Genomic DNA, 18829 nt, shown 5'->3' on the forward strand with positions numbered 1-18829 from the left:
AACGGACAGTCGTGTCCATTTACGCGCCTCACCATGACGCGCCCTGCCGAAAAACCTGTCCGTAAGGACGCCGCTCTGAACCGGGCGGCGGTGCTGGAGGCCGCGCGCGCGGTCTTCGCCGATCAGGGACTGGATGCGCCCCTGGATCTGATTGCCGAACGGGCCGGGGTGGGGCGCGGCACCCTGTATCGGCACTTCTCCGACCGCACGGAACTGGCCCTGGCGGTGCTGGAGGCCGACGTCGCAGACCTGGGTCGGCGCACCGCCGAACAGGGCGATGATCCGCAGGCCTTCTTCTGGTTTCTGGACCGCCTGGCCGAGGACATGGTGCGCAATGCGGGACTGGCCGGCGTCGTGCGGAACGTGCGGTCGCCAGATGCGCTTACCCCCTTGCGGCAGAGCTTGATGGAGGCGGGCGCCGCACCGCTGAAGCGGGCCCAGGCCGCCGGCCTGGTGAGGGAGGATCTGCGGCCGATGGACATCCGTCTGATCGCCACCCTGCTGGGCGCCGGTTTTCAGGGTGCCGACGAAGCCGAGCGTCAGGCCGTGTCGCTGCGCACCCGCGCGCTTGTTCTTGACGGGCTGAGACCGCGCGGGGGGCTGCGCTGATGGCTCGCAACAACTGGCACCTGCCCTGGGAACAGTATGTCGAGACGCTGAAGCCGCACGAGCGGCCGATGATGCCCGGCTCGCCCGCCACGCCCGATCACGCCTGGCCGATGCGGATCCAGTACGCCCTGACCGGCCTGCTGGTCGCCATGGTCGGATCGCTGGGCAACGCCGCCGTCACCGCCAATATCCAGAACCTGCAAGGCTCGCTGGGGATCACGATCACCGAGGCCGCCTGGCTGCCGGTCGTCTTCGTCATGACCAACGCCTGCATGAACCTGATCCTGGTCAAGTTCCGGATGCAGTACGGCCTGCGTCTGTTCACCCAGATTTTCCTGGGCGCTTTCGTGCTGGTCTGCGCTGCTCACCTGTTCGTCGACAACTATCAATCGACCCTGTTGGTGCGGGCCATCGCCGGCATGGCCGGCGCGGGGCTGAGCAGCTTGGGCTTTCTCTACATCATCCAGGCCTTCCCGGCGGCGCATAGGCTGAAGGGGCTGATCATCGGCATCGGCCTGGCCAGCTTCGCCGTGCCGATTTCGCGCCTGGTCATGCCCGGCCTGCTCCAGCTGGGCGACTGGCGCGCCTTCTATATGTTCGAGCTGGGCCTGTGCCTGGTCGCCTGGGGCGCGGTGCAGGTGGTCAAGCTGCCGCCGTCCGAGCGGCTGCGCGTGTTCGACCGGCTGGACTTCCTGACCTTCGGCCTGTTTGCGCCCGGCGTGGCCCTGCTGTGCGCGGCCCTGGGTCTGGGACGGATCGTCTGGTGGACGCAGGCCGCCTGGATCGGCTGGGCCCTGATCGGCTCCGTCATCCTGCTGACCGCCGCCTTTTTGGTCGAGCACAATCGCAAGAACCCGCTGATCAACACCCGCTGGCTGACCGGGCCGGACCTGCTGCGCCTGTTCGGGGCGATCCTGCTGATCCGCATGGTTCTGTCGGAACAGACATCCGGCGCGGTGGGCTTCCTGACCGTCGTCGGGCTGGGACCGGATCAGCTTCACGGCCTGTTCGTCGTCATTCTGCTGTCGATGATCGCCGGCACCCTGGTCAGCGCCTTCACCCTGAATATGGAGAAGCTGAACAAGCCGATCGCCATCGCCCTGGCGCTGATCGCGGTCGGCGCCTGGATCGACAGCCATTCGACGGTCCTGACGCGCCCGGCGCAGCTGTATTTCAGCCAGGCCCTAATCGCCTTCGCCTCGGCCATGTTCATCGGCCCGGCGCTGATGATCGGCATCGTCAAGGTGCTGACCCAGGGCAAGCAGAACCTGATCAGCTTCATCGTCATGTTCAGCGTGCTTCAGAACGTCGGCGGTCTGGCGGGTTCGGCCCTGACCGGGACGCTTCAGATCCTCCGCGAGAAATACCATTCCAACCAGCTGGCGGCCGGGATTTCGGCGTTGGACCCGCAGGTGGCCTTGCGGCTGCGCCAGCTGTCGGGCGCCTATGCCTCTACGATAACGGACCCCGCGCTGGCGAAGGCCGAAGGCGCCGTCCTGCTGGGCCGACAGGTGACGCAACAGGCCAATGTGCTGGCCTACAACGACGTCTTTCTGGTCATCGCCGTGATCGCGGCCCTGGGCTCCGCCTGGGTGACCGTCACCCACCTGCGGCCGCGCTGGAAGGCGCGCCGCGACGCCAAGAACAACAACAATGCAGACGCTGCGGTCCAGAGCGCCGCCGTCGCCGCCGCCGACTGAACCGAGACCCACAATGACCGACGCCGCCCCGCCCGCCCCCGCCTCGTCCGCCTCCGCCGCCCCGCAAGCGCCCGCCGCTGCTCCACCTGCGCCTGCGCCGAAGAAGAACGTCATGTGGACCGTCATCGCCGCCGGGGTCGCCCTGCTGGGCGTTCTGATGGTGCTGTACGCCTGGCAGTTGCCGCCCTTCCGGGGCGCGATCCAGCGTACGGACAACGCCTATGTGCGCGGTCAGGTGACGATCATCAGCCCGCAGGTGAACGGCTATGTCGTCCAGGTGCCGGTCCAGGACTTCCAGACCGTCCAACAGGGGCAGTTGCTGGCTCAGGTGGACGACCGCATCTATCGCCAGCGGCTGGAGCAGGCCGAGGCCAGCCTGCACTCGGCCCAGGCGGCCCTGTCCAACTCGGCCCAGACCCAGGCGTCGGCTCGCGGATCGGTGGCCCAGCAGCGCGCCTCCATCGCCGCCGCCGAAGCCACGCTGACGCGGGCCCAGGCCGACGCTGAGCGCGCCCGCACCCTGAAGGCCGGCGGCTGGGTCGCCCAGGCCAATGTGGACGTGGCCGAAGCCGCCCTGCGCAGCGCCCAGGCCCAGGTCGCCCAGGCCCGCGCCGCCGAAGGCATCGCCCAGACCGGCGTCACCTCCGCCGTCGTCGGCCGCGACAGCCTGGCCGCCGCCGTCGAGAACGCCCAGGCCGCCGTGCGTTTGGCTCAGATCGACCTGGCAAACACCCGCATCGTCGCCCCCCGCGCCGGCCGTCTGGGCGAGATCGGCGTGCGCCAGGGCCAGTATGTGACGGCGGGCACCCAGCTGATGGGTCTGGTGCCGGACGTGGTATGGGTCACGGCCAATATGAAGGAGACGCAGATGAAGAACATCCGCGTCGGCCAGCCGGTCGAGATCACCGTCGACGCCCTGGGCGGCCAGACCCTGCGCGGCCGTGTCGAACGCATCGCCCCCGCCGCGGGATCGGAGTTCAGCGTCATCCGCCCCGACAACGCCACCGGCAACTTCACCAAAGTCGCCCAGCGCATCCCGGTCCGCATCCGCATCGACCCGAACCAGCCCGCCACCGAGCGTCTGGCGCCGGGCATGTCGGTGGTGGCGAAGGTCAATACGGCCGGCTGACGGAACGCGCAGCTCCCCATCGCGCTACCTCTCCCAGCAACGGAGAGCACCATGGACCGCGAACAGACCAAGGGTCGTGAAGAGAACGGCGCCGACCCGGCCGGCAAGCCCGACGCGCTGACCTCTGAGAAGGCAACGAAGGCGGTCGGTCAGGCCGAGCGCCAAAGCGCGGGACCGGACGGTCCGGACGCCGCTGAGATCGGCGACACCTTCAAGCGCAAACCCTGACGCCGAATCAGGCCGATCGTTGCGAGAGGCTGGCGGCGAGCAGATGCACGTCGTGCGCCCGCATCCGCTCGAAGTTCCCTAGCCCCAAGGCCAGGGCGCGCATGATCTCGGTCTGGCGCGTATGTTCGGGATGGGCGGGCAAGGACGGCTCCGCCCGCGCCAGCTCCGCATCCAGTTCGGCCATCATATGGGCCAGGATTCCGTCGTTCATCTGATCCTCCATCACGCCGCCGACCGCCGCAGATGGTTAGAGCATGAATGGAACAAATGCAGAACACCCAGACAGTCGCCAAACTGTGGACGAACGAAAAAGGGCCGGGCGATACGTCGCCCGGCCCCCTTGTTTCAGTATCGCGACGCGATCAGCTGTCGGCCTGCCAACCCCCGGCCAGGGCGCGGAACAGGGCGATCTGATAGGTCGTGACCAAGGCGTCGGACTGGGCCAAAGCGGCGTCCGCCGCCGCCTGTGTACGTTCGGCATCCAGCACCAGGAGGAAGCTGTCAGCGCCGGCGTTGAAGCGCAGGCGCGACAGGTCGGCGGCGCGGGCGGCCTGGTCCCTGGCTTCGGTCAGGGCCGCACGGCGGTCCAGCTCGTTGGCGTAGTTGGACAGGGCCGTTTCCGTCTCCTGCAGGGCCGTCAGCACCGTCTGGTCGAAGTTCGCCAGGGCGGCGTCCGAACGGGCGCCGGCGGCCTTGATCTGAGCGCGGGCGGCGAAGACGTTGGGGAAGGACCAGCTGATCAGCGGACCAAAGCTGAAGCGGAAGTTCTGGTCGTCGCCCAGTTCACCCGCGTCCAGCGCGGTGGAGCCGAACGATCCGCCCAGGCTGATCTGCGGAAACAGGTTGGCGGTCGCCACGTTCACGCGCGCGGCGGCGGCGGCCAGTTCGGCCTCGGCCTGGCGCACGTCGGGGCGGCGGGCCAGAAGCGCGGCGCCATCGCCGACCGGGATCGGCTGGCTGAGCTGGGGCGGACGCACGCAGGCGGCGGCGGCCTGGCTGGCCTCGGCCGGGGTGCGGCCGGTCAGGGTCGCGAGGCGGAACAGGGCCTCGTTACGGGCCGCGCGCAGGGTCGGCAGGGTCGCCGCCGTCTGGGCCAGGGCCGCGCGGGCGCTGGCCACGTCCAGCCCCGTGCCCGCCCCGCCGTCGAGCAGGGTCTGGGTCAGGTTGGCGGTGTTGCGTTGCAGTTCCAGCGTCCGTTCGGCGACCGCGATCTGCGCATTGGCCGAGCAGGTGTCGGCATAGGCGCGTGTCGTCTCGGCCGCGACCGTCACCTGGACCGTGGCCAGAGCGGCCTCGGCGGCGCGGGCGTCGGCGCGAGCGGCGCGGATGGTGGATTCCACCCGTCCGAACAGGTCGACCTCATAGGCCGCCTGAATGCCGACGTCATAGGTGTCGATTTCGGGCGCATCTTGCCCTGCGGGCAGGCCTTGGACCGTGGCGGCCGAGGCGCGGCTGCGCTGGGCCTGGGCGCTGGTCGTCGTGGTCGGGAAACGGCCGACGCGGGCCTCCGACAACGACGCCCGAACCGCGCGCAGATTGGCGAAGGCGGCTTCTAGCTGGTTATTTTCGGCGAAGGCCTGCTGGACCAGGGCGTCCAGCGTGGGGTCTTCGTACAGCCGCCACCAGTCGTCGCGCGCCGCAGCGGTCGAGACAGTGGGGCTGGCCGAGCCGACGAAGGCGCCCGTGCCGGCGACGGGCAGGTCGGCGATCGGCGCCTTGGGCCCGACCGCGCAGGCGGCCAGCAGGGCGCTGGAGGCTGCGGCGGTCAGGAAGCTGAGGGTCTTGTTGCGGGTCATCAGATGTCCCCTCCCCGGCCGGTCGCGGGCGCAGGCGCGTTCGAATCGGTCAGGTCGCTGGTTTCGTCATAACGCACGGGCCGGTCCGAAGGACGGTCAGGCGTCGGGGTCGGTTTCTTGCCTTGCGGCAGTTTCGAGGACAGCCAGCGGCTGACCACATAGAAGACCGGGGTGAAGATCAGGCCGAAGAAGGTCACGCCCAGCATGCCAGAGAAGACGGACGTGCCCAGCGACTGACGCATCTCCGCGCCCGGCCCCGAGGCCAGCATCAGCGGCACGACGCCGAGGATGAAGGCGAAGGAGGTCATCAGGATCGGACGCAGACGGGTCTTGGCGGCGGCAACCGCAGCCTCGAACCGGTTCATGCCTTGCTCTTCCTCGGCCTGTTTGGCGAACTCGACGATCAGGATGGCGTTCTTGGCCGCCAAGGCGATCAGAACGACCAAGCCGATCTGGACCAGGATGTTGTTGTCCAGGCCACGCAGGTTCACCCCGATGATGGCCGCCAGCAGACACATCGGCACGATCAGAATGACCGCGAGCGGAAGCGTGAACGCCTCGTACTGAGCCGCCAGGACCAGGAAGACGAACACCACCGCCATCAAGAAGATGGCCGTCGCGCCGGAACCCGCCGCCTTCTGCTGATAGGCCAGACCCGTCCACTCGTAGGAGAAGCCCTGCGGCAAGGTCTGGGCGGCCATGGTTTCCATGATCTGCAGCGCCTCGCCGGAAGAGACTCCCGCTGCGGCGTTGCCCTGAAGCTCGGCCGCCGGGAACAGGTTGTAGCGCACGATCCGCGCCGGGCCGGAATCGTTCACCAGATTGGCCACCGACCCGATCGGCACCATCGCGCCCGTGGACGACTTGGTCTTCAGATTGGCGATATCGGCGATGTCGTCGCGCGCCGTCGGCTCCGCCTGCGCCGTCACCCGGAAGGTGCGGCCCAGCATGTTGAAGTCGTTGACGTAGGACGAACCCAGATAGACGCCCAGGGTGTCGAACACCGAGCTGGGTTGGACGCCCAGCATCAGCGCCTTGTCACGATCGACGTCGGCGGTGATGCGCGGCGAGGCCGTGTTGTAGGTCGAGAAGACCTGGCTGACCTCGGTCGGCTTCTGGGCGGCGGCGCCCATCATGGCGAAGGTCGCGCCTTCCAGCGGACGATAGCCGGCGCCTTCGCGGTCCTGGATCATCATCGAGAAGCCGTTGCCGGTGCCCAGACCCTGGACCGCCGGCGGGGCGATGACGAAGATCTGCGCATCCTCGATCTGTCCGGTCGCCTGGGTGATGGCGCCGGCCAAGGCCGTGGCGGCCTCTTCCTTGGAGCGTTCCTCGAAGCCGTTCAGGCGAACGAAGATGGTGGCGGCGTTGGAGCCGAACGAGAAGCTGGAGCCGTCCAGACCGGCGAAGGCCACGGTGCCGTTCACCCCGGCGGTGCCCTGGATGATCTTGGTGGCGCGTTCCATCACCGCCTGGGTGCGGTCCAGAGATGCGCCGGCCGGCAGTTGGATGACGCCGATCAGGAAGCCTTGGTCCTGTTCAGGAATAAAGCCCGAGGGGGTGTCGACCAGACGCCAGGCGGTCAGGCCCAGAAGACCGGCGTAGATCATCAGCACCAGACCGACCGTGCGCACCAGACGCGCGGTCAGGCGGCCGTAACGATCCGACAGCCAGTCGAAGCCCTCGTTGAACTTCCGCCCGGCCCAGCCGCCATAATAGACGACCGTGCCCAGGACGCCCGGCTTGCGAGCGTGCTCATGATCCTTCTTGTGCGGCTTCAGCAGCAGGGCGGCCATGGCCGGCGACAGGGTCAGGGACACGAACAGCGAGATGACCGAGGCCGAGGCGATAACCACCGCGAACTGGCGATAGAAGATGCCGGGGATGCCGGGCACGAACATCGTCGGCACGAAGACCGACACCAGCACCAGGCCGATGGCGATCAGGGCGCCGGAAACCTCCTGCATCGATCGATAGGCGGCCTCCTTGGGACTGAGCCCCTCACCGATGGCCCGCTCCACGTTCTCGACCACGACGATGGCGTCGTCGACGACGATGCCGACCGCAAGGACCAGGGCGAACAGAGACAGGGAGTTGATCGAATAGCCCAGAGCCAGCTGCACCGCGAAGGTGCCGACCAGGGCGACGGGAATGGCGACGATGGGGATGATGGCCGCGCGCCAGGTCTGCAGGAAGACCATGACCACGATGATGACCAGGATGACGGCTTCGACCAGGGTGTGCTGAACCGACTCCACCGAGGCGGCGACGAATTCGGTCGGGTTGTAGGGCACGTCCACCTTCATGCCGGCGGGCACTTCGGACTTCAGGGCCTCGACCTCTTTCAGGACGCGGTCGGCGGTGCCAAGGGCGTTGGCGCCCGGCTGCTGAACGATGGCGATGCCGACGCCGCGCTGGCCGTCGAAGAAGCCGCGGATGCCGTAGTCCTGGGCGCCCAGTTCGATCCGCGCCACGTCGCGCAGATAGGTGACGCGGCCCTGAGCGTCCGTCTTCAGCACGACGTTGGCGAACTCATTGGGATCGCTGAGACGGCCTTGGACCTGGACCGGCAGTTGGAAGGCGGCCGCGCTGTTGGGGAACGGCGGTTGGCCGATGGAGCCGGCGGCGGCCTGGACGTTCTGGGCGCGCAGGGCGGAGACGATCTCCGGACCCGTCAGACCACGCTCGGCCGCCTTGGCCGGGTCGATCCAGACGCGCATCGAATAGTTGCCGCCGCCGAACACCTGAACCGCGCCCACGCCGTCGATCCGCAGCAGGCGGTCCCGCAGCGTGGAGTTGGCGTAGTTGCCGACATAGTCGTTATCCAGGGTGCCGTCGGGCGACGTCAGGCCCAGGATCATCAGGAAGCCGCTCTCGGCCTTGTTGACCACGACACCCGTCTGGCGAACCGCCTCGGGAAGACGGGGCTCGGCTAGCGCCACCCGGTTCTGGACCAGCACCTGTGCGGCGTCGAGGTCGGTGCCGGGCTGGAAGGTCACGGTGATGGCCACCGCCCCGTCCGACGTGGACGAGGAGGAGATGTAGAGCATGTTCTCGACGCCGTTCACCTCCTGCTCGATGGGGGCGGCGACGGTTTCGGCCAGGGTCTCGGCCGAGGCGCCCGGATAGGCGGCGTTGATGGTGATCGTCGGCGGCGCGATTTCCGGGTACTGCGACAGCGGCAGCAGCGGATAGGCGGCGATGCCGATGATGGAGATCACCACCGCGATCACGGCCGCGAAGATCGGCCGGTCGATGAAGAAGCGGGAGATGTTCATGGCTTAGCCGGCCGGCAGGCTGTTGGCGAAGGAGGCGCTGGACGCGGGCGCCGACTGGGTGACGGGCGCCTGGGACGCATCGCCGGCGACGGGTTCGATCTTGCCGTTCTTGGGCGTGACCTTGGAGCCCGGCTGGGCGGCGCGTTGCAGACCCGCAATGATGACGCGGTCGGTCGGGGCCAGGCCGGAACGGACGACGCGCAAGCCCTGCACGATCGGGCCGAGTTGGACGGCCTTGTTCGTCACGGTGCCGTCGGCGTTGACCACGGCGACGGTGCGGCGGGCCTGATCCGTGCCGATGGCCGAATCGGGCACCAGCAGGGCGTCATAGGCGCCGGCGCCCGCGACCTGGGCGCTGCCGAACATGCCGGGACGCAAGAAACCGTCAGCGTTGGGCAGGATCGCGCGCAGGCGGATCACGCCCGAGGCGGTGTCCACGGCGTTGTCCGAGAAGTCCAGACGGCCGGTGTGCTTATAGGTGCTTTCGTCCTGAAGACGGACATTGACCGTCGCGCCCTGATTGGCGCCGCCCTGACGCAGGTATTTCAGCAGGACCGCTTCCGAGCCGTCGAAGACGAAGTGGATCGGGCCGCCCGAGATGATGGTGGTCAGGATGTCGCCGGCCGACGACCCTCCGGCGATGACATTGCCCGGATCGACGCGGCGGTCGGACACGCGGCCCGAAACCGGCGCGGTGACCCGAGTGTATTCCAGGTTCAGGCGGGCATTACGGACGGCGGCGTTGCCGGCCGCCAGATTGGCCTGAGCCGCATCGACGGCCGCCTTGTTGGAATCATACTCGGCCTTGGATACCGCCTGCGAGGCCAGCAGAGCCTCGCTGCGAGCCAGGTTGGCGCGGGCCAGCGACAGTTGCGACTGAGCCTGGGCTACCTGCGCCTGAGCCTGGGCCAAGGCGGCCTGGGCCGGGCGCGGATCCAGAGTGAACAGCAGCTGGCCCCTCTGGACCATCTGACCGTCGCGGAAGTGGACCGCCTGGATATAGCCGCCGACGCGAGCGCGCACGTCCACGCTGGAGACCGCCTCGAAACGGCCGGTGAACTCGTCCCAGTCCCGCACCTGCTGCTTCAGCGGCACAGCCACCGTCACAGGCGGCGCGCCCTGCGCCGGCGCCTCGGCCTTTGGCGAACAACCATAAAGGGCACCCGTCACCATGACGGATACCGCCGCAATCTTCAGCCCGCGCATCTGCGCATCTCCCTGTCGGAGGTAAATCCCTGTCGTGCGGACGAAGGCCGATGGGGAGTCGGCCTTGTCAACGCGTGGTGACTTAATGGTCGGCGCGGTGGCGCTTGTCAACAGGCGTTGACAAAGCCATATGTGCTCTACGGTTATTGTCTGTGGAGTGTCATCACCTTGTTATGTCCCGGCCCACGCCCGAGAAACGCCGCCGCCACGCGCACGGCCATTCTCGATGCTGCGCGCGAGAGATTCGCGGCCGAGAGCTATGACGACGTGGGCATGCGCGACATCGCCCGCGACGTGGGCGTCGATGCGGCCCTGATCAGCCGCTACTTCGGCTCCAAGGACGATCTGTTCCTCGCCGCGCTGGACAGTTGCGGCGACGGCAGCGCGCTTATGCAGGGTGAAAAGGGCGAGTTCGGCCGGCGCGTGGCCCACGAGATCGTCTTCGAACCCAAGAAGGCCGAAAAGCTGAAGGGCATGTCGATCATGCTGCGCTCCATCGGCTCGGCCAAGGCGTCGGAGATGGTTCAGAACACCTGCACCCAGAGGTTCTTCGGCCCGCTTGAGGAGTGGCTGAGCGGGCCGGACGCCACGGTCCGCGCGCGTCTCCTGGCCGGCTTCATCATGGGCATGTCGGTCAGTCGCGAACTGGGCGGCGGCAGCTTCAATATCGAACCCGCTCAATGCGAGGAGATGCGCGACCGACTGGCGCCCATTCTTCAGTCCCTGATCGACGGCTGACCCCATCGCCGAAATGAAAAAGGGCGCGGAGGCTGACCTCCGCGCCCTTTGTATTGTCTGGCGACCGGCTCAGTGCGAAGCGGTGGAGGTCACTTCGGTCCGCGCCTTGGTGCGGATGCAGCCGATCGCGAAGATGGTCAGGCCGACGTAGCCCAGCATCGGCACGATGAAGGCGGGCTGAAGCTTGCCGGCCGCATCCGCGATGTGCGCCGCGACCTGGGGCAGCAGGGCGCCGCCGATGATGCCGAACACCAGCAGGCCCGACGTCGCCGAAGTCGGTGCGGTCGAGCGCTCCAGCGTCAGGGTGAAGATGGTCGGGAACATGATCGAGTTGAACAGGCCGATCGACAGAACGGCATAAGCCGCCGTCGGACCGCCGATCTGACTGACGGTCAGGCACAGGACGGCCGCCGCGACGGTGCAGAAGGCCAGGACGATGCCGGGGCGCACCTTGGTCAGGACGGCAGAGCCGATGAAGCGGCCGACCATGGCGCCGCCCCAGTACAGGGCGACCATCTTGCCCGCCGTCTCGATGGGGGCGTTCAGGATGTCGGGGCTTTCCAGGAAGTTAGTCAGCATGCCGCCGATGGCGACTTCGGAACCGACGTAGAGGAAGATGGCCAAGGCGCCGAACACGGCCCATGGCGACGACAGCGCCTTCAGCGGCGAGACCGCATTGTGCGATTCAGGCGCCGCCGCATTGATCTTCTTGCGCGCCGTGAAGATGAAGACGGCGATCAAGGCGAAGAAGGCGCCCATGCCCAGGAAGGCCATGTCGATGCTGCGCAGCGACTGGGTGCGGGTCGCGGCGGTGACGACGGCGCCGGCGGCGAAGACGCCGCCCGTGAGCAGGACGTGCGAGCCCAGCCAGGGGCCAACGGTCGTACCCAGCGAGTTGAAGGCCTGCGACAGGTTCAGACGGCTGGAGGCGCCCTTGGGGCTGCCGAGTTCAGCGACCAGCGGATTGGCCGCGACCTGCAGCAGGGTCACGCCCGAGGCGATGACGAACAGGGCGATCAGCACGCCGGGATACCAGTCGGCGGCGGTGGCGGCCGGCACGATCAGGCAGCCCGCGACCATGACGATCAGGGCCCCGATGATCGAGCGGCTGTAGCCCAGCTTGCTGAGGACCGAGGCGGCCGGCAGCGACATCAGCCCGTAGGCGATGAACCAGGCGAAGGTCGTCAGGAAGGCCTCGGCGTTGTTCAGGTCGAACACCCGCTTCACCGCCGCGATCAGCGGATCGATCAGCGAGGTCGCAAAGCCCCAGGCGAAGAACAGCGTGGTGACATAGGCGAAGGCCAGGCCTGCGCCCTGGCGTTTTCCGGCGTCCGGAACGGTCATGGATGATCCCCCATTGAAATCGAACGGCCGCGCTGTGGTCGCGCGGTTCTCATCCTGCTTGGTTCGGACATCGCGAAAGGCGCGTCCAGCCGAAAAGCGCCCTCTGTAACGAAACTTTTCCGCCGGCCCGTGGCGCAGGCAAAAGAAAAGGGCCGCCTCGCGAACGCGGCGGCCCAAGTTTGCTCAGAAGAGAGGGGAAATCAGAACTTGTAGTTCAGCCCGACTGCGAAGGTGCGGCCGTAGTGCTGATAGTCGATGGTCCGGCGCTCATCGCCGTTCTCGAAGGTCTTGAACGGCTCGTCGGTCAGGTTGTTGACCTGAGCCAGAACCGACAGGCCTTCCAGCGGACCGGACTGGAACTCATAGCCGACCTGGGCGTCGACCACGGTTTCCGCCGCGACCGAACGCAGGGTGCGGCCGTTGCCGAAGCCGGCGACCTCGCCCAGGTAATCCGAGCGATAGCGGGCCGAAATGCGAGACTGGAAGCCATAACGCTCATAGTAGAGCGAACCGTTGATCACGTTTTCCGACAGACCCGGCAGGGCGGTCGGCGCCTGAGTCGGATCCGGCTGAACTTCGCTGTCCGTGGTCGAGGCGCTGAACTGGGCGCCGAAACCTTCCAGGGCCGGATGGAAGATGTCGAACGGCGCCGAGATCGAAAGCTCGAGACCCTTGATCCAACCGCCTTCGCCGTTGTCGGGCGCGCCGACCAAGCCTTGACGCAACGCCGGCTCGGGGTTCGTCGGCGAAATCACGCCGATCGGATAGCCAGTGAAGTCGAAGATCTGATTGCGATTATAAACGTAGCTTTCGAGGTTCTTGTAGAAGGCCGCCAGCGAGATGTAGCCCTTGCGATTGGCGAAATACTTCTCGAACGACACGTCGATCACGTCGGCGATGAACGGCCGCAGTTCCGGATTACCGCCACCGCCGCCCCACGGAGAACGATTGATGTCGGTCGATAGGGCCTGGCCGGGGTTATAGCTGTAGTTTCGCGAGGCGCGCATGTCGTCCATGCGCGGACGGGCCAGGGTGCGCGAAACCGCCAAACGCGCGAACATGTCTTCGCCGGCTTCCAGGATGAAGTTCGCGCTGGGCAGGATTTCCAGATAGTCGTCGCCGCCCGTCACCGCGATAGTTTCGGCCACTCCGGGTCCAACCTGACGCGCCGAGAAGCCGCTGGAGCTTTGGTCAGTATAGACGAACTGCATGCCGACGTTGCCGGTCAGGGCGCGGCCGAACAGGTTGTGGTCGATGTTGGCGCGGACATAGGCGGTCGAGACCTTTTCCGTCACTTCCCAGTTGCCTGCGGTGACGTCGGCGTTCGGGTTGCGGATGCGGTTCAACGCGCCGCTGTTGACCAGGCCGAGAGCGTCATAGCTCAGCACTGCGCTAATGCCGAGATAGCCCAGGTCGGTCGGGTCCAGCAGGAAGGCCGAGGGCACCGTCAGATCACCGCCGCCGGGGACGCCTAGGTAGTATTGATCGTTGACGAAAGTCTTCTGGCGTTCGGTGTAGTTGAAGCCGAAGTCCATCGACTTGAACGGACTCTGGTGCAGCTCGCGGGTCACCGAGAAGCGCGCAGCCTTGATCTCGTCCTCAATGGACGGGGTGTTCATATAGCCGGCTTGGCCCTCAGGGATCACGTCGCCGCCCCAGCCTTGCGGGCTGGTGATCTTGATCAGCGTGGGATCGGCATAGTTCAGCTGGCTGGTGAAGCGGGTCACGCCGTCGCCGGTCAGTTGGAAGCCCAGGGTGTCCAGCGCGCCGTTGATGTTGCGGCCGGTGCCGGCGTTGGTTTCCAGGATGATGTCGTTACGCTCGACCTTCGAATAGCTGAGGTCCAGGTTCGCCGACCAATCGTCGCTGAGCGTGAACTCGGTGTTCCAACCCAGGGCGGTGATGTTGCTGTCGCGCTTGTTCAGGTCGTTACGAACGACGCCCTTGATGTTGTCCCAGGTGCCGGCGACGATGAGGCCGTCTTCGACGGTGTAGCCGGGACGCAGCGACGGCGCCGGACGGCAGACGTTTGGCGTCGCGACATTGTTAGTGATCTGACAGCCACCCAGAACGACAGGATTGGTGCTGCGGTTGGGATTTTCGGCCAAGCCACCCCAAGCCAGCGGGAATTCGATACCGCGCAGAACCTGGGTGTTCTTGAACTCGGAATAGAAGGCGTCGATCGTGGAGTGGATGCGATCGTTCGGGCGCCATTCCAGCACGCCCATATAGCCGTCGCGCTCCAGCTCCGACGACATCACATAGGGCTTCACGCCGCCGGTCAGCAGATTGCCGTCCGTGTAGTTTGGATAGCCCCAAGCGTTGAAGCGCTCCGACTGATAGGGCGAGCTCATGTGGGCGTAGCCCAGGGCCACGCCTAGCGTACCGTCAAGGAACTGGTCGATGTAGGAGATGGTGTAGCGGTCGCCGTTGTCGGTCGTGCCCGAGTTCAGGGCGCCGATCTCGTTCCACTCGTGGCGATAGTTCATTGCGATGGCCTGGCGGCCGTAGGCCAGCGGGCGAACGGTGCGCAGGTCGACGGTGCCGCCCAGGCCCTGGCCGATCAGGGCCGCGTCCGGGGTCTTGTAGACGACGACGCTGTTCAGCAGTTCAGCGGGGAACTGGTCGAACTCGACGCCGCGGTTGTCGCCGGTGGTGACCAGTTCGCGGCCGTTCAGCAGGGCGGTCGTGAAATCGGGGCCCAAACCACGGATGGAGATCGCCTGGCTGCGGCCGTCGAGGCGCTGCATCGTCACGCCGGGAAGGCGCGCCAGGGATTCAGCGATCGAAACGTCCGGCAGCTTGCCGATGTCTTCGGCCGAGATGACTTCGACGATCGAGGTGTTGTTCGCCTTGGCCGAGATCGCGGCTTCGATCGAACGGCGAATGCCGGTGACGACGATTTCGCCGACTTCCGTGGCCTGGTCGTCGGCCTGCGCCGTCGTGGCAGGCGCAGTTTGTGCGTGGGCCGAGCCGACCGCCATCAGGGCGGCTGCGCCGAAGGCGACGCCGGATAGCAGGCGCGCGCGCCGGTTGAGACGTTGGAACATGGTCATCCTCCCTGGGGCTGACCGCGATTCTGAACGTCGCGATCTGAAGCCGTCGCAAAAATATGCAAATCTTCGGGAATGTTGCAAGCAGTTAATGCGGACGTCTGATTTCCGTCGCACTTCATGCCGGTTCACAGCCCGTCAACACCCGCAAATGTGCGGTTTCGTGCTGTCATCATGACGCATGGCAGCATTTCAGCGACGCGTTGACAGCCCCGCACATTGCTGCAAAATCTTGCAAATCGATCTGGAAGGCTTTGCACTTTCCAGACGCAAGGGAGTGAGCGTCATGGCGAGGGGAACCCCCAGAAGGGCCGGACTGCACGCGGCGTTGGTGGCGGCGGCTCTGATGAGCGGCTGTGCAACGCCGACGACGGCGCAAACCCGCCAGGCTGAAGACGTCCTGTCGGCCCTGCGTCAACGCCTGCCTCAGGACGAGGTGATCTACTTCCTGCTGCCGGATCGGTTCGCCAATGGCGATGCAACGAACGACCACGGCGGTTACGCCGCTGACCGGCTGAAAAGCGGGTTCGATCCGGCCGATACCGATTTCTATCACGGCGGCGACTTGGCCGGCGTGACCCAACAGCTGGACTATATCCAGGGCCTCGGTGCGACGGCGGTCTGGCTGGCGCCCGTGTTCAAGAACAAGCCGGTGCAGAGCCATGGCGACTACACCGGCGCGGCGCACCACGGCTATTGGATCACCGACTTCACCGCCGTCGATCCGCACTTCGGCGACGAGGCTGCGATGCGCGCCCTGGTCGAGGCGGCCCATGCGCGCGGGATGAAGGTCTATCTGGACATAGTCGCCAACCACACCGCCGACGTCATCCAGTATCGCGAATGCCCGGAAGGCCGCTGCGCCTATCGCAGTCGCGCCGACTATCCCTACACCCGTCGCGGCGGCGTCGACGGTGCACCGATCAACGAGGGCTTCGACGGTCGCGACTTCTCGCGCCTGACGCGGCCCGACTACGCCTACACGCCCTATGTCCCGGCGGGCGAAGAGAACGCCAAGGTTCCGGCCTGGCTGAACGACCCGATCCACTATCATAACCGGGGCGAGAGCACCTTCACCGGCGAAAGCAGCCTGGACGGCGACTTCGCCGGGCTGGACGACCTGCTGACCGAGGACCCGGTGGTCATCCAGGGCATGATCGACATCTTCGGCGGCTGGATCGACAAATACGGGATCGACGGCTTCCGCATCGATACCGCCCGCCATGTGAACCCGGGCTTCTGGCAAGCCTTCATCCCCGCCATGATCGCCCGCGCCGAGGCCAAGGGCATCCCGAACTTCCACATCTTCGGCGAGGTTTATGATCCCGATCCGGCGGTGACGGCGCGGTTCACGCGGGTCGACGGCTATCCGGCGGTGCTGGACTTCCCGTTCCAGAAGCAGGCGACCGATGTAGCGGCCGGCAAGGTCGGGACGGATGCCCTGGCCAAGCTGTTCGACGCCGACACGATCTATGACAAGGGCGCCGAGACCGCCGCCATCCTGCCGACCTTCCTGGGCAACCATGACATGGGCCGGGTCGGCTTCTTCGTGAAACAGGCCAATCCGAACGCCGACGACGCCGAGGTGCTGGCGCGCATCAAACTGGCCCATGCCCTGATGATGTTCAGCCGGGGCGTGCCCACGCTCTATTACGGGGATGCACAGGGCTTCGCCGGCGCGGGCGGATACGGAAACTCGCGCCAGGACATGTGGCCCAGCCGCACGCCGGTCTATGCGAACGAAACGCCGGTCGGCGGTCGCCAGCCGGCCTATTCCACGGAGGCCCCCCTCTACCAGGCGATCGCAGAGATGACCCGCATTCGGGCCGCGGAGCCGGCCCTGCGACGCGGCCGTCAGGTCGTGCGCGCCTATGGCGACAAGCCGGGTCTGTTCGCAATGTCTCGCATCGGCGAGGACGGATCGGAAGTTTTGGCCCTGTTCAACACCTCCACTGCGCCCGTCACCGCTCAAGTCGAGGTGGAGCCCGGCTCGCTGCGGTGGCAAGCTCTGCGCGGCGATTGCGCACCTGAATCCTCCGCACCCGCCAGCGTCGCCGTTCGCGTGCCCCCCCTCGATTACCTCGTCTGCAAGAGCGTGCCGTGACTGCCCTGCCCCTCGATCTTTCCACGGCTGACGCCGCCCCCGCATTGGCGCACGACTGGTGGCGCGGCGCGGTGCTGTATCAAATCTATCCGCGCAGCTTCGCCGACTCCAACGACGACGGCGTCGGCGATCTGAAGGGGATTACTCAGCACCTCGACCATGTCGCCTCTCTAGGCGTGGATGGCATTTGGCTGTCGCCCTTCTTCACGTCGCCGATGAAGGACTTCGGCTATGACGTGTCGGACTATTGCGACGTCGATCCGATCTTCGGCACGTTGGCCGACTTCGACGCCCTGATCGTGCGCGCCCATGCCTTGGGGCTGAAGGTCGTCATCGATCAGGTGTTTTCTCACACCTCGGACGAACATCCCTGGTTCACCGACAGCCGCGCCAGCCGAAATGGCGCCCATGCCGACTGGTACGTCTGGGCCGACGCCAAGCCGGACGGCTCTCCGCCCTCGAACTGGCAGTCGGTGTTCGGCGGCCCGGCCTGGACCTGGGACGCGCGGCGCGGCCAGTACTACATGCACAACTTCCTGGCCTCCCAGCCTCAGCTGAACGTCAGGAACCCGGCGGTTCAGGACGCCCTGCTCGCGGCGGCGCGGTTCTGGCTGGATCGGGGGGTGGATGGCTTCCGACTGGACGCGATCAACTTCGCGATCCACGATCCGTCCTTGCGCGACAATCCGCCGATCCAGGACGGCAAGAAGCGCACGCGGCCGTTCGATTTCCAGGACAAGATTTACAATCAGTCCCACCCGGACATCATCGGCTTCTTGAACCGCATCCGCGCCCTGACCGACAGCTATGAAGGCCGGTTCACGGTGGCGGAGGTCGGCGGCGATCACGCCGATCGCGAGATGAAGGAATTCACCGCCGGGAACGACCGTCTGCACTCGGCCTACGGCTTCCTCTATCTCTACGCCGATACGCTGAAGAGCGAACTGATCGGCGTGGGCGATGGGATGTGGCCGGATCAGCAGGGCGAGGGCTGGCCGTCCTGGACCTTCTCCAACCACGATGCGCCGCGCGCCGTGTCGCGCTGGGCCAAGGGCCGCGACGAGAAGGCGTTTTCGGAAATGGCCCTGCTGCTGCTGATGTGCCTGCGCGGCAATGTCTTCGTCTATCAGGGCGAGGAGTTGGGCCTGCCTCAGGCCGAGGTGCCGTTCGAGCGGCTGGTCGATCCCGAGGCCATCGCCAACTGGCCCGAGACACTGGGCCGCGACGGCGCCCGCACGCCGATCCCGTGGGTGGCCTCGGCGCCCAACGCCGGCTTCTCGACGGTCGAGCCCTGGCTGCCGGTCGATCCGCGTCATCTGGCGCTGGCCGTGGATGCGCAAGAGGCGGACCCAACTTCAATCCTGCACGCCGCGCGCCGCATCATCGCCCTGCGTCAAGCCCATCCGGCGCTGCGGACCGGAGGGCTGGAGATCGAGAGCGCGGGCGACCTGTTGGTCTTCCGCCGGTTCGAACGGGTAGAGGGCGGCGAGCGTCTGCTGTGCGTGTTCAACCTGGGCTTCGAGGCCGTAGACTGGTCCGCGCCTGCCGGCGCGCGCCGGATCGCGGCGGTCAACTGGACCGAGGCGGACGGATCGACGTTGAGGCCGCTGGCCGGCCTGATCTTCGCCGACGCCGGATGACGGG

The 18829-nt window shown here is 66.6% G+C and carries 13 protein-coding genes; 7 read left to right on the forward strand and 6 right to left on the reverse strand.

Annotated elements, in window-relative coordinates; translation table 11 throughout:
* Nucleotides 1–33: 33 nt before the first annotated feature.
* Genes JX001_RS14530 through JX001_RS14545 form a run of 4 tightly spaced genes read left to right on the forward strand, consistent with a single transcriptional unit; the run spans nucleotide 34 to nucleotide 3666 of the window.
* A complete protein-coding gene (locus tag JX001_RS14530; protein ID WP_205681546.1) occupies nucleotides 34–609 on the forward strand; it encodes a TetR/AcrR family transcriptional regulator in 576 nt (191 codons plus the stop codon).
* Complete coding sequence (locus tag JX001_RS14535; protein WP_205681547.1) at nucleotides 609–2309, forward strand: MFS transporter; 1701 nt, start codon at nucleotides 609–611, stop codon at nucleotides 2307–2309. The genes JX001_RS14530 and JX001_RS14535 overlap by 1 nt, the downstream gene beginning before the upstream one ends.
* 13 nt (nucleotides 2310–2322) lie before the next feature.
* On the forward strand, nucleotides 2323–3438 hold the full coding sequence (locus tag JX001_RS14540; RefSeq protein WP_205681548.1) for an HlyD family secretion protein: 1116 nt from the start codon (nucleotides 2323–2325) through the stop codon (nucleotides 3436–3438).
* Nucleotides 3439–3489: 51 nt separating this feature from the next.
* Nucleotides 3490–3666 (forward strand): hypothetical protein, encoded by a 177-nt coding sequence (locus JX001_RS14545; protein WP_174085204.1) that lies wholly within the window; start codon nucleotides 3490–3492, stop codon nucleotides 3664–3666.
* A gap of 7 nt (nucleotides 3667–3673) precedes the next feature.
* Here the strand turns inward: JX001_RS14545 and JX001_RS14550 are convergent, their stop codons facing one another.
* From JX001_RS14550 to JX001_RS14565, 4 genes are all read right to left on the reverse strand, one after another.
* Entirely contained in the window at nucleotides 3674–3877 is a 204-nt protein-coding gene (locus JX001_RS14550) for a hypothetical protein (protein ID WP_235551219.1), read from the reverse strand.
* A 151-nt stretch (nucleotides 3878–4028) separates the two neighbouring features.
* The gene (locus JX001_RS14555; protein WP_205681549.1) at nucleotides 4029–5462 is read right to left on the reverse strand and encodes an efflux transporter outer membrane subunit; all 1434 of its coding nucleotides are present in this window, start codon (nucleotides 5460–5462) and stop codon (nucleotides 4029–4031) included.
* Nucleotides 5462–8740, reverse strand: a complete 3279-nt coding sequence (locus JX001_RS14560) for an efflux RND transporter permease subunit (protein ID WP_205681550.1) — start codon at nucleotides 8738–8740, stop codon at nucleotides 5462–5464. The genes JX001_RS14555 and JX001_RS14560 overlap by 1 nt, the downstream gene beginning before the upstream one ends.
* Before the next feature lie 3 nt (nucleotides 8741–8743).
* Nucleotides 8744–9946, reverse strand: coding sequence for an efflux RND transporter periplasmic adaptor subunit (locus tag JX001_RS14565; RefSeq protein ID WP_205681551.1), 1203 nt, complete (start codon nucleotides 9944–9946; stop codon nucleotides 8744–8746).
* Between the two features lie 273 nt (nucleotides 9947–10219).
* Between JX001_RS14565 and JX001_RS14570 the strand changes: the two genes are divergently transcribed.
* Nucleotides 10220–10684, forward strand: a complete 465-nt coding sequence (locus tag JX001_RS14570; protein WP_066624271.1) for a TetR/AcrR family transcriptional regulator — start codon at nucleotides 10220–10222, stop codon at nucleotides 10682–10684.
* A 69-nt stretch (nucleotides 10685–10753) separates the two neighbouring features.
* On the opposite strand, the gene JX001_RS14575 is transcribed toward JX001_RS14570, so the two are convergent.
* Both JX001_RS14575 and JX001_RS14580 read right to left on the reverse strand, forming a co-directional pair.
* Nucleotides 10754–12028, reverse strand: a complete 1275-nt coding sequence (locus tag JX001_RS14575) for a sugar MFS transporter (protein WP_205681552.1) — start codon at nucleotides 12026–12028, stop codon at nucleotides 10754–10756.
* Nucleotides 12029–12228: 200 nt separating this feature from the next.
* Complete coding sequence (locus tag JX001_RS14580; protein WP_205681553.1) at nucleotides 12229–15078, reverse strand: TonB-dependent receptor; 2850 nt, start codon at nucleotides 15076–15078, stop codon at nucleotides 12229–12231.
* A 289-nt stretch (nucleotides 15079–15367) separates the two neighbouring features.
* Between JX001_RS14580 and JX001_RS14585 the strand changes: the two genes are divergently transcribed.
* Both JX001_RS14585 and JX001_RS14590 read left to right on the forward strand, forming a co-directional pair.
* The gene (locus JX001_RS14585; protein ID WP_241004669.1) at nucleotides 15368–17185 is read left to right on the forward strand and encodes an alpha-amylase family glycosyl hydrolase; all 1818 of its coding nucleotides are present in this window, start codon (nucleotides 15368–15370) and stop codon (nucleotides 17183–17185) included.
* Nucleotides 17182–18825 (forward strand): alpha-amylase family glycosyl hydrolase, encoded by a 1644-nt coding sequence (locus JX001_RS14590; protein WP_241004670.1) that lies wholly within the window; start codon nucleotides 17182–17184, stop codon nucleotides 18823–18825. Before JX001_RS14585 ends, JX001_RS14590 begins: the two co-directional genes overlap by 4 nt.
* Nucleotides 18826–18829 lie beyond the last annotated feature (4 nt).

Source organism: Brevundimonas fontaquae, assembly GCF_017086445.1.
GTDB classification, from domain to species: Bacteria; Pseudomonadota; Alphaproteobacteria; order Caulobacterales; family Caulobacteraceae; genus Brevundimonas; species Brevundimonas fontaquae.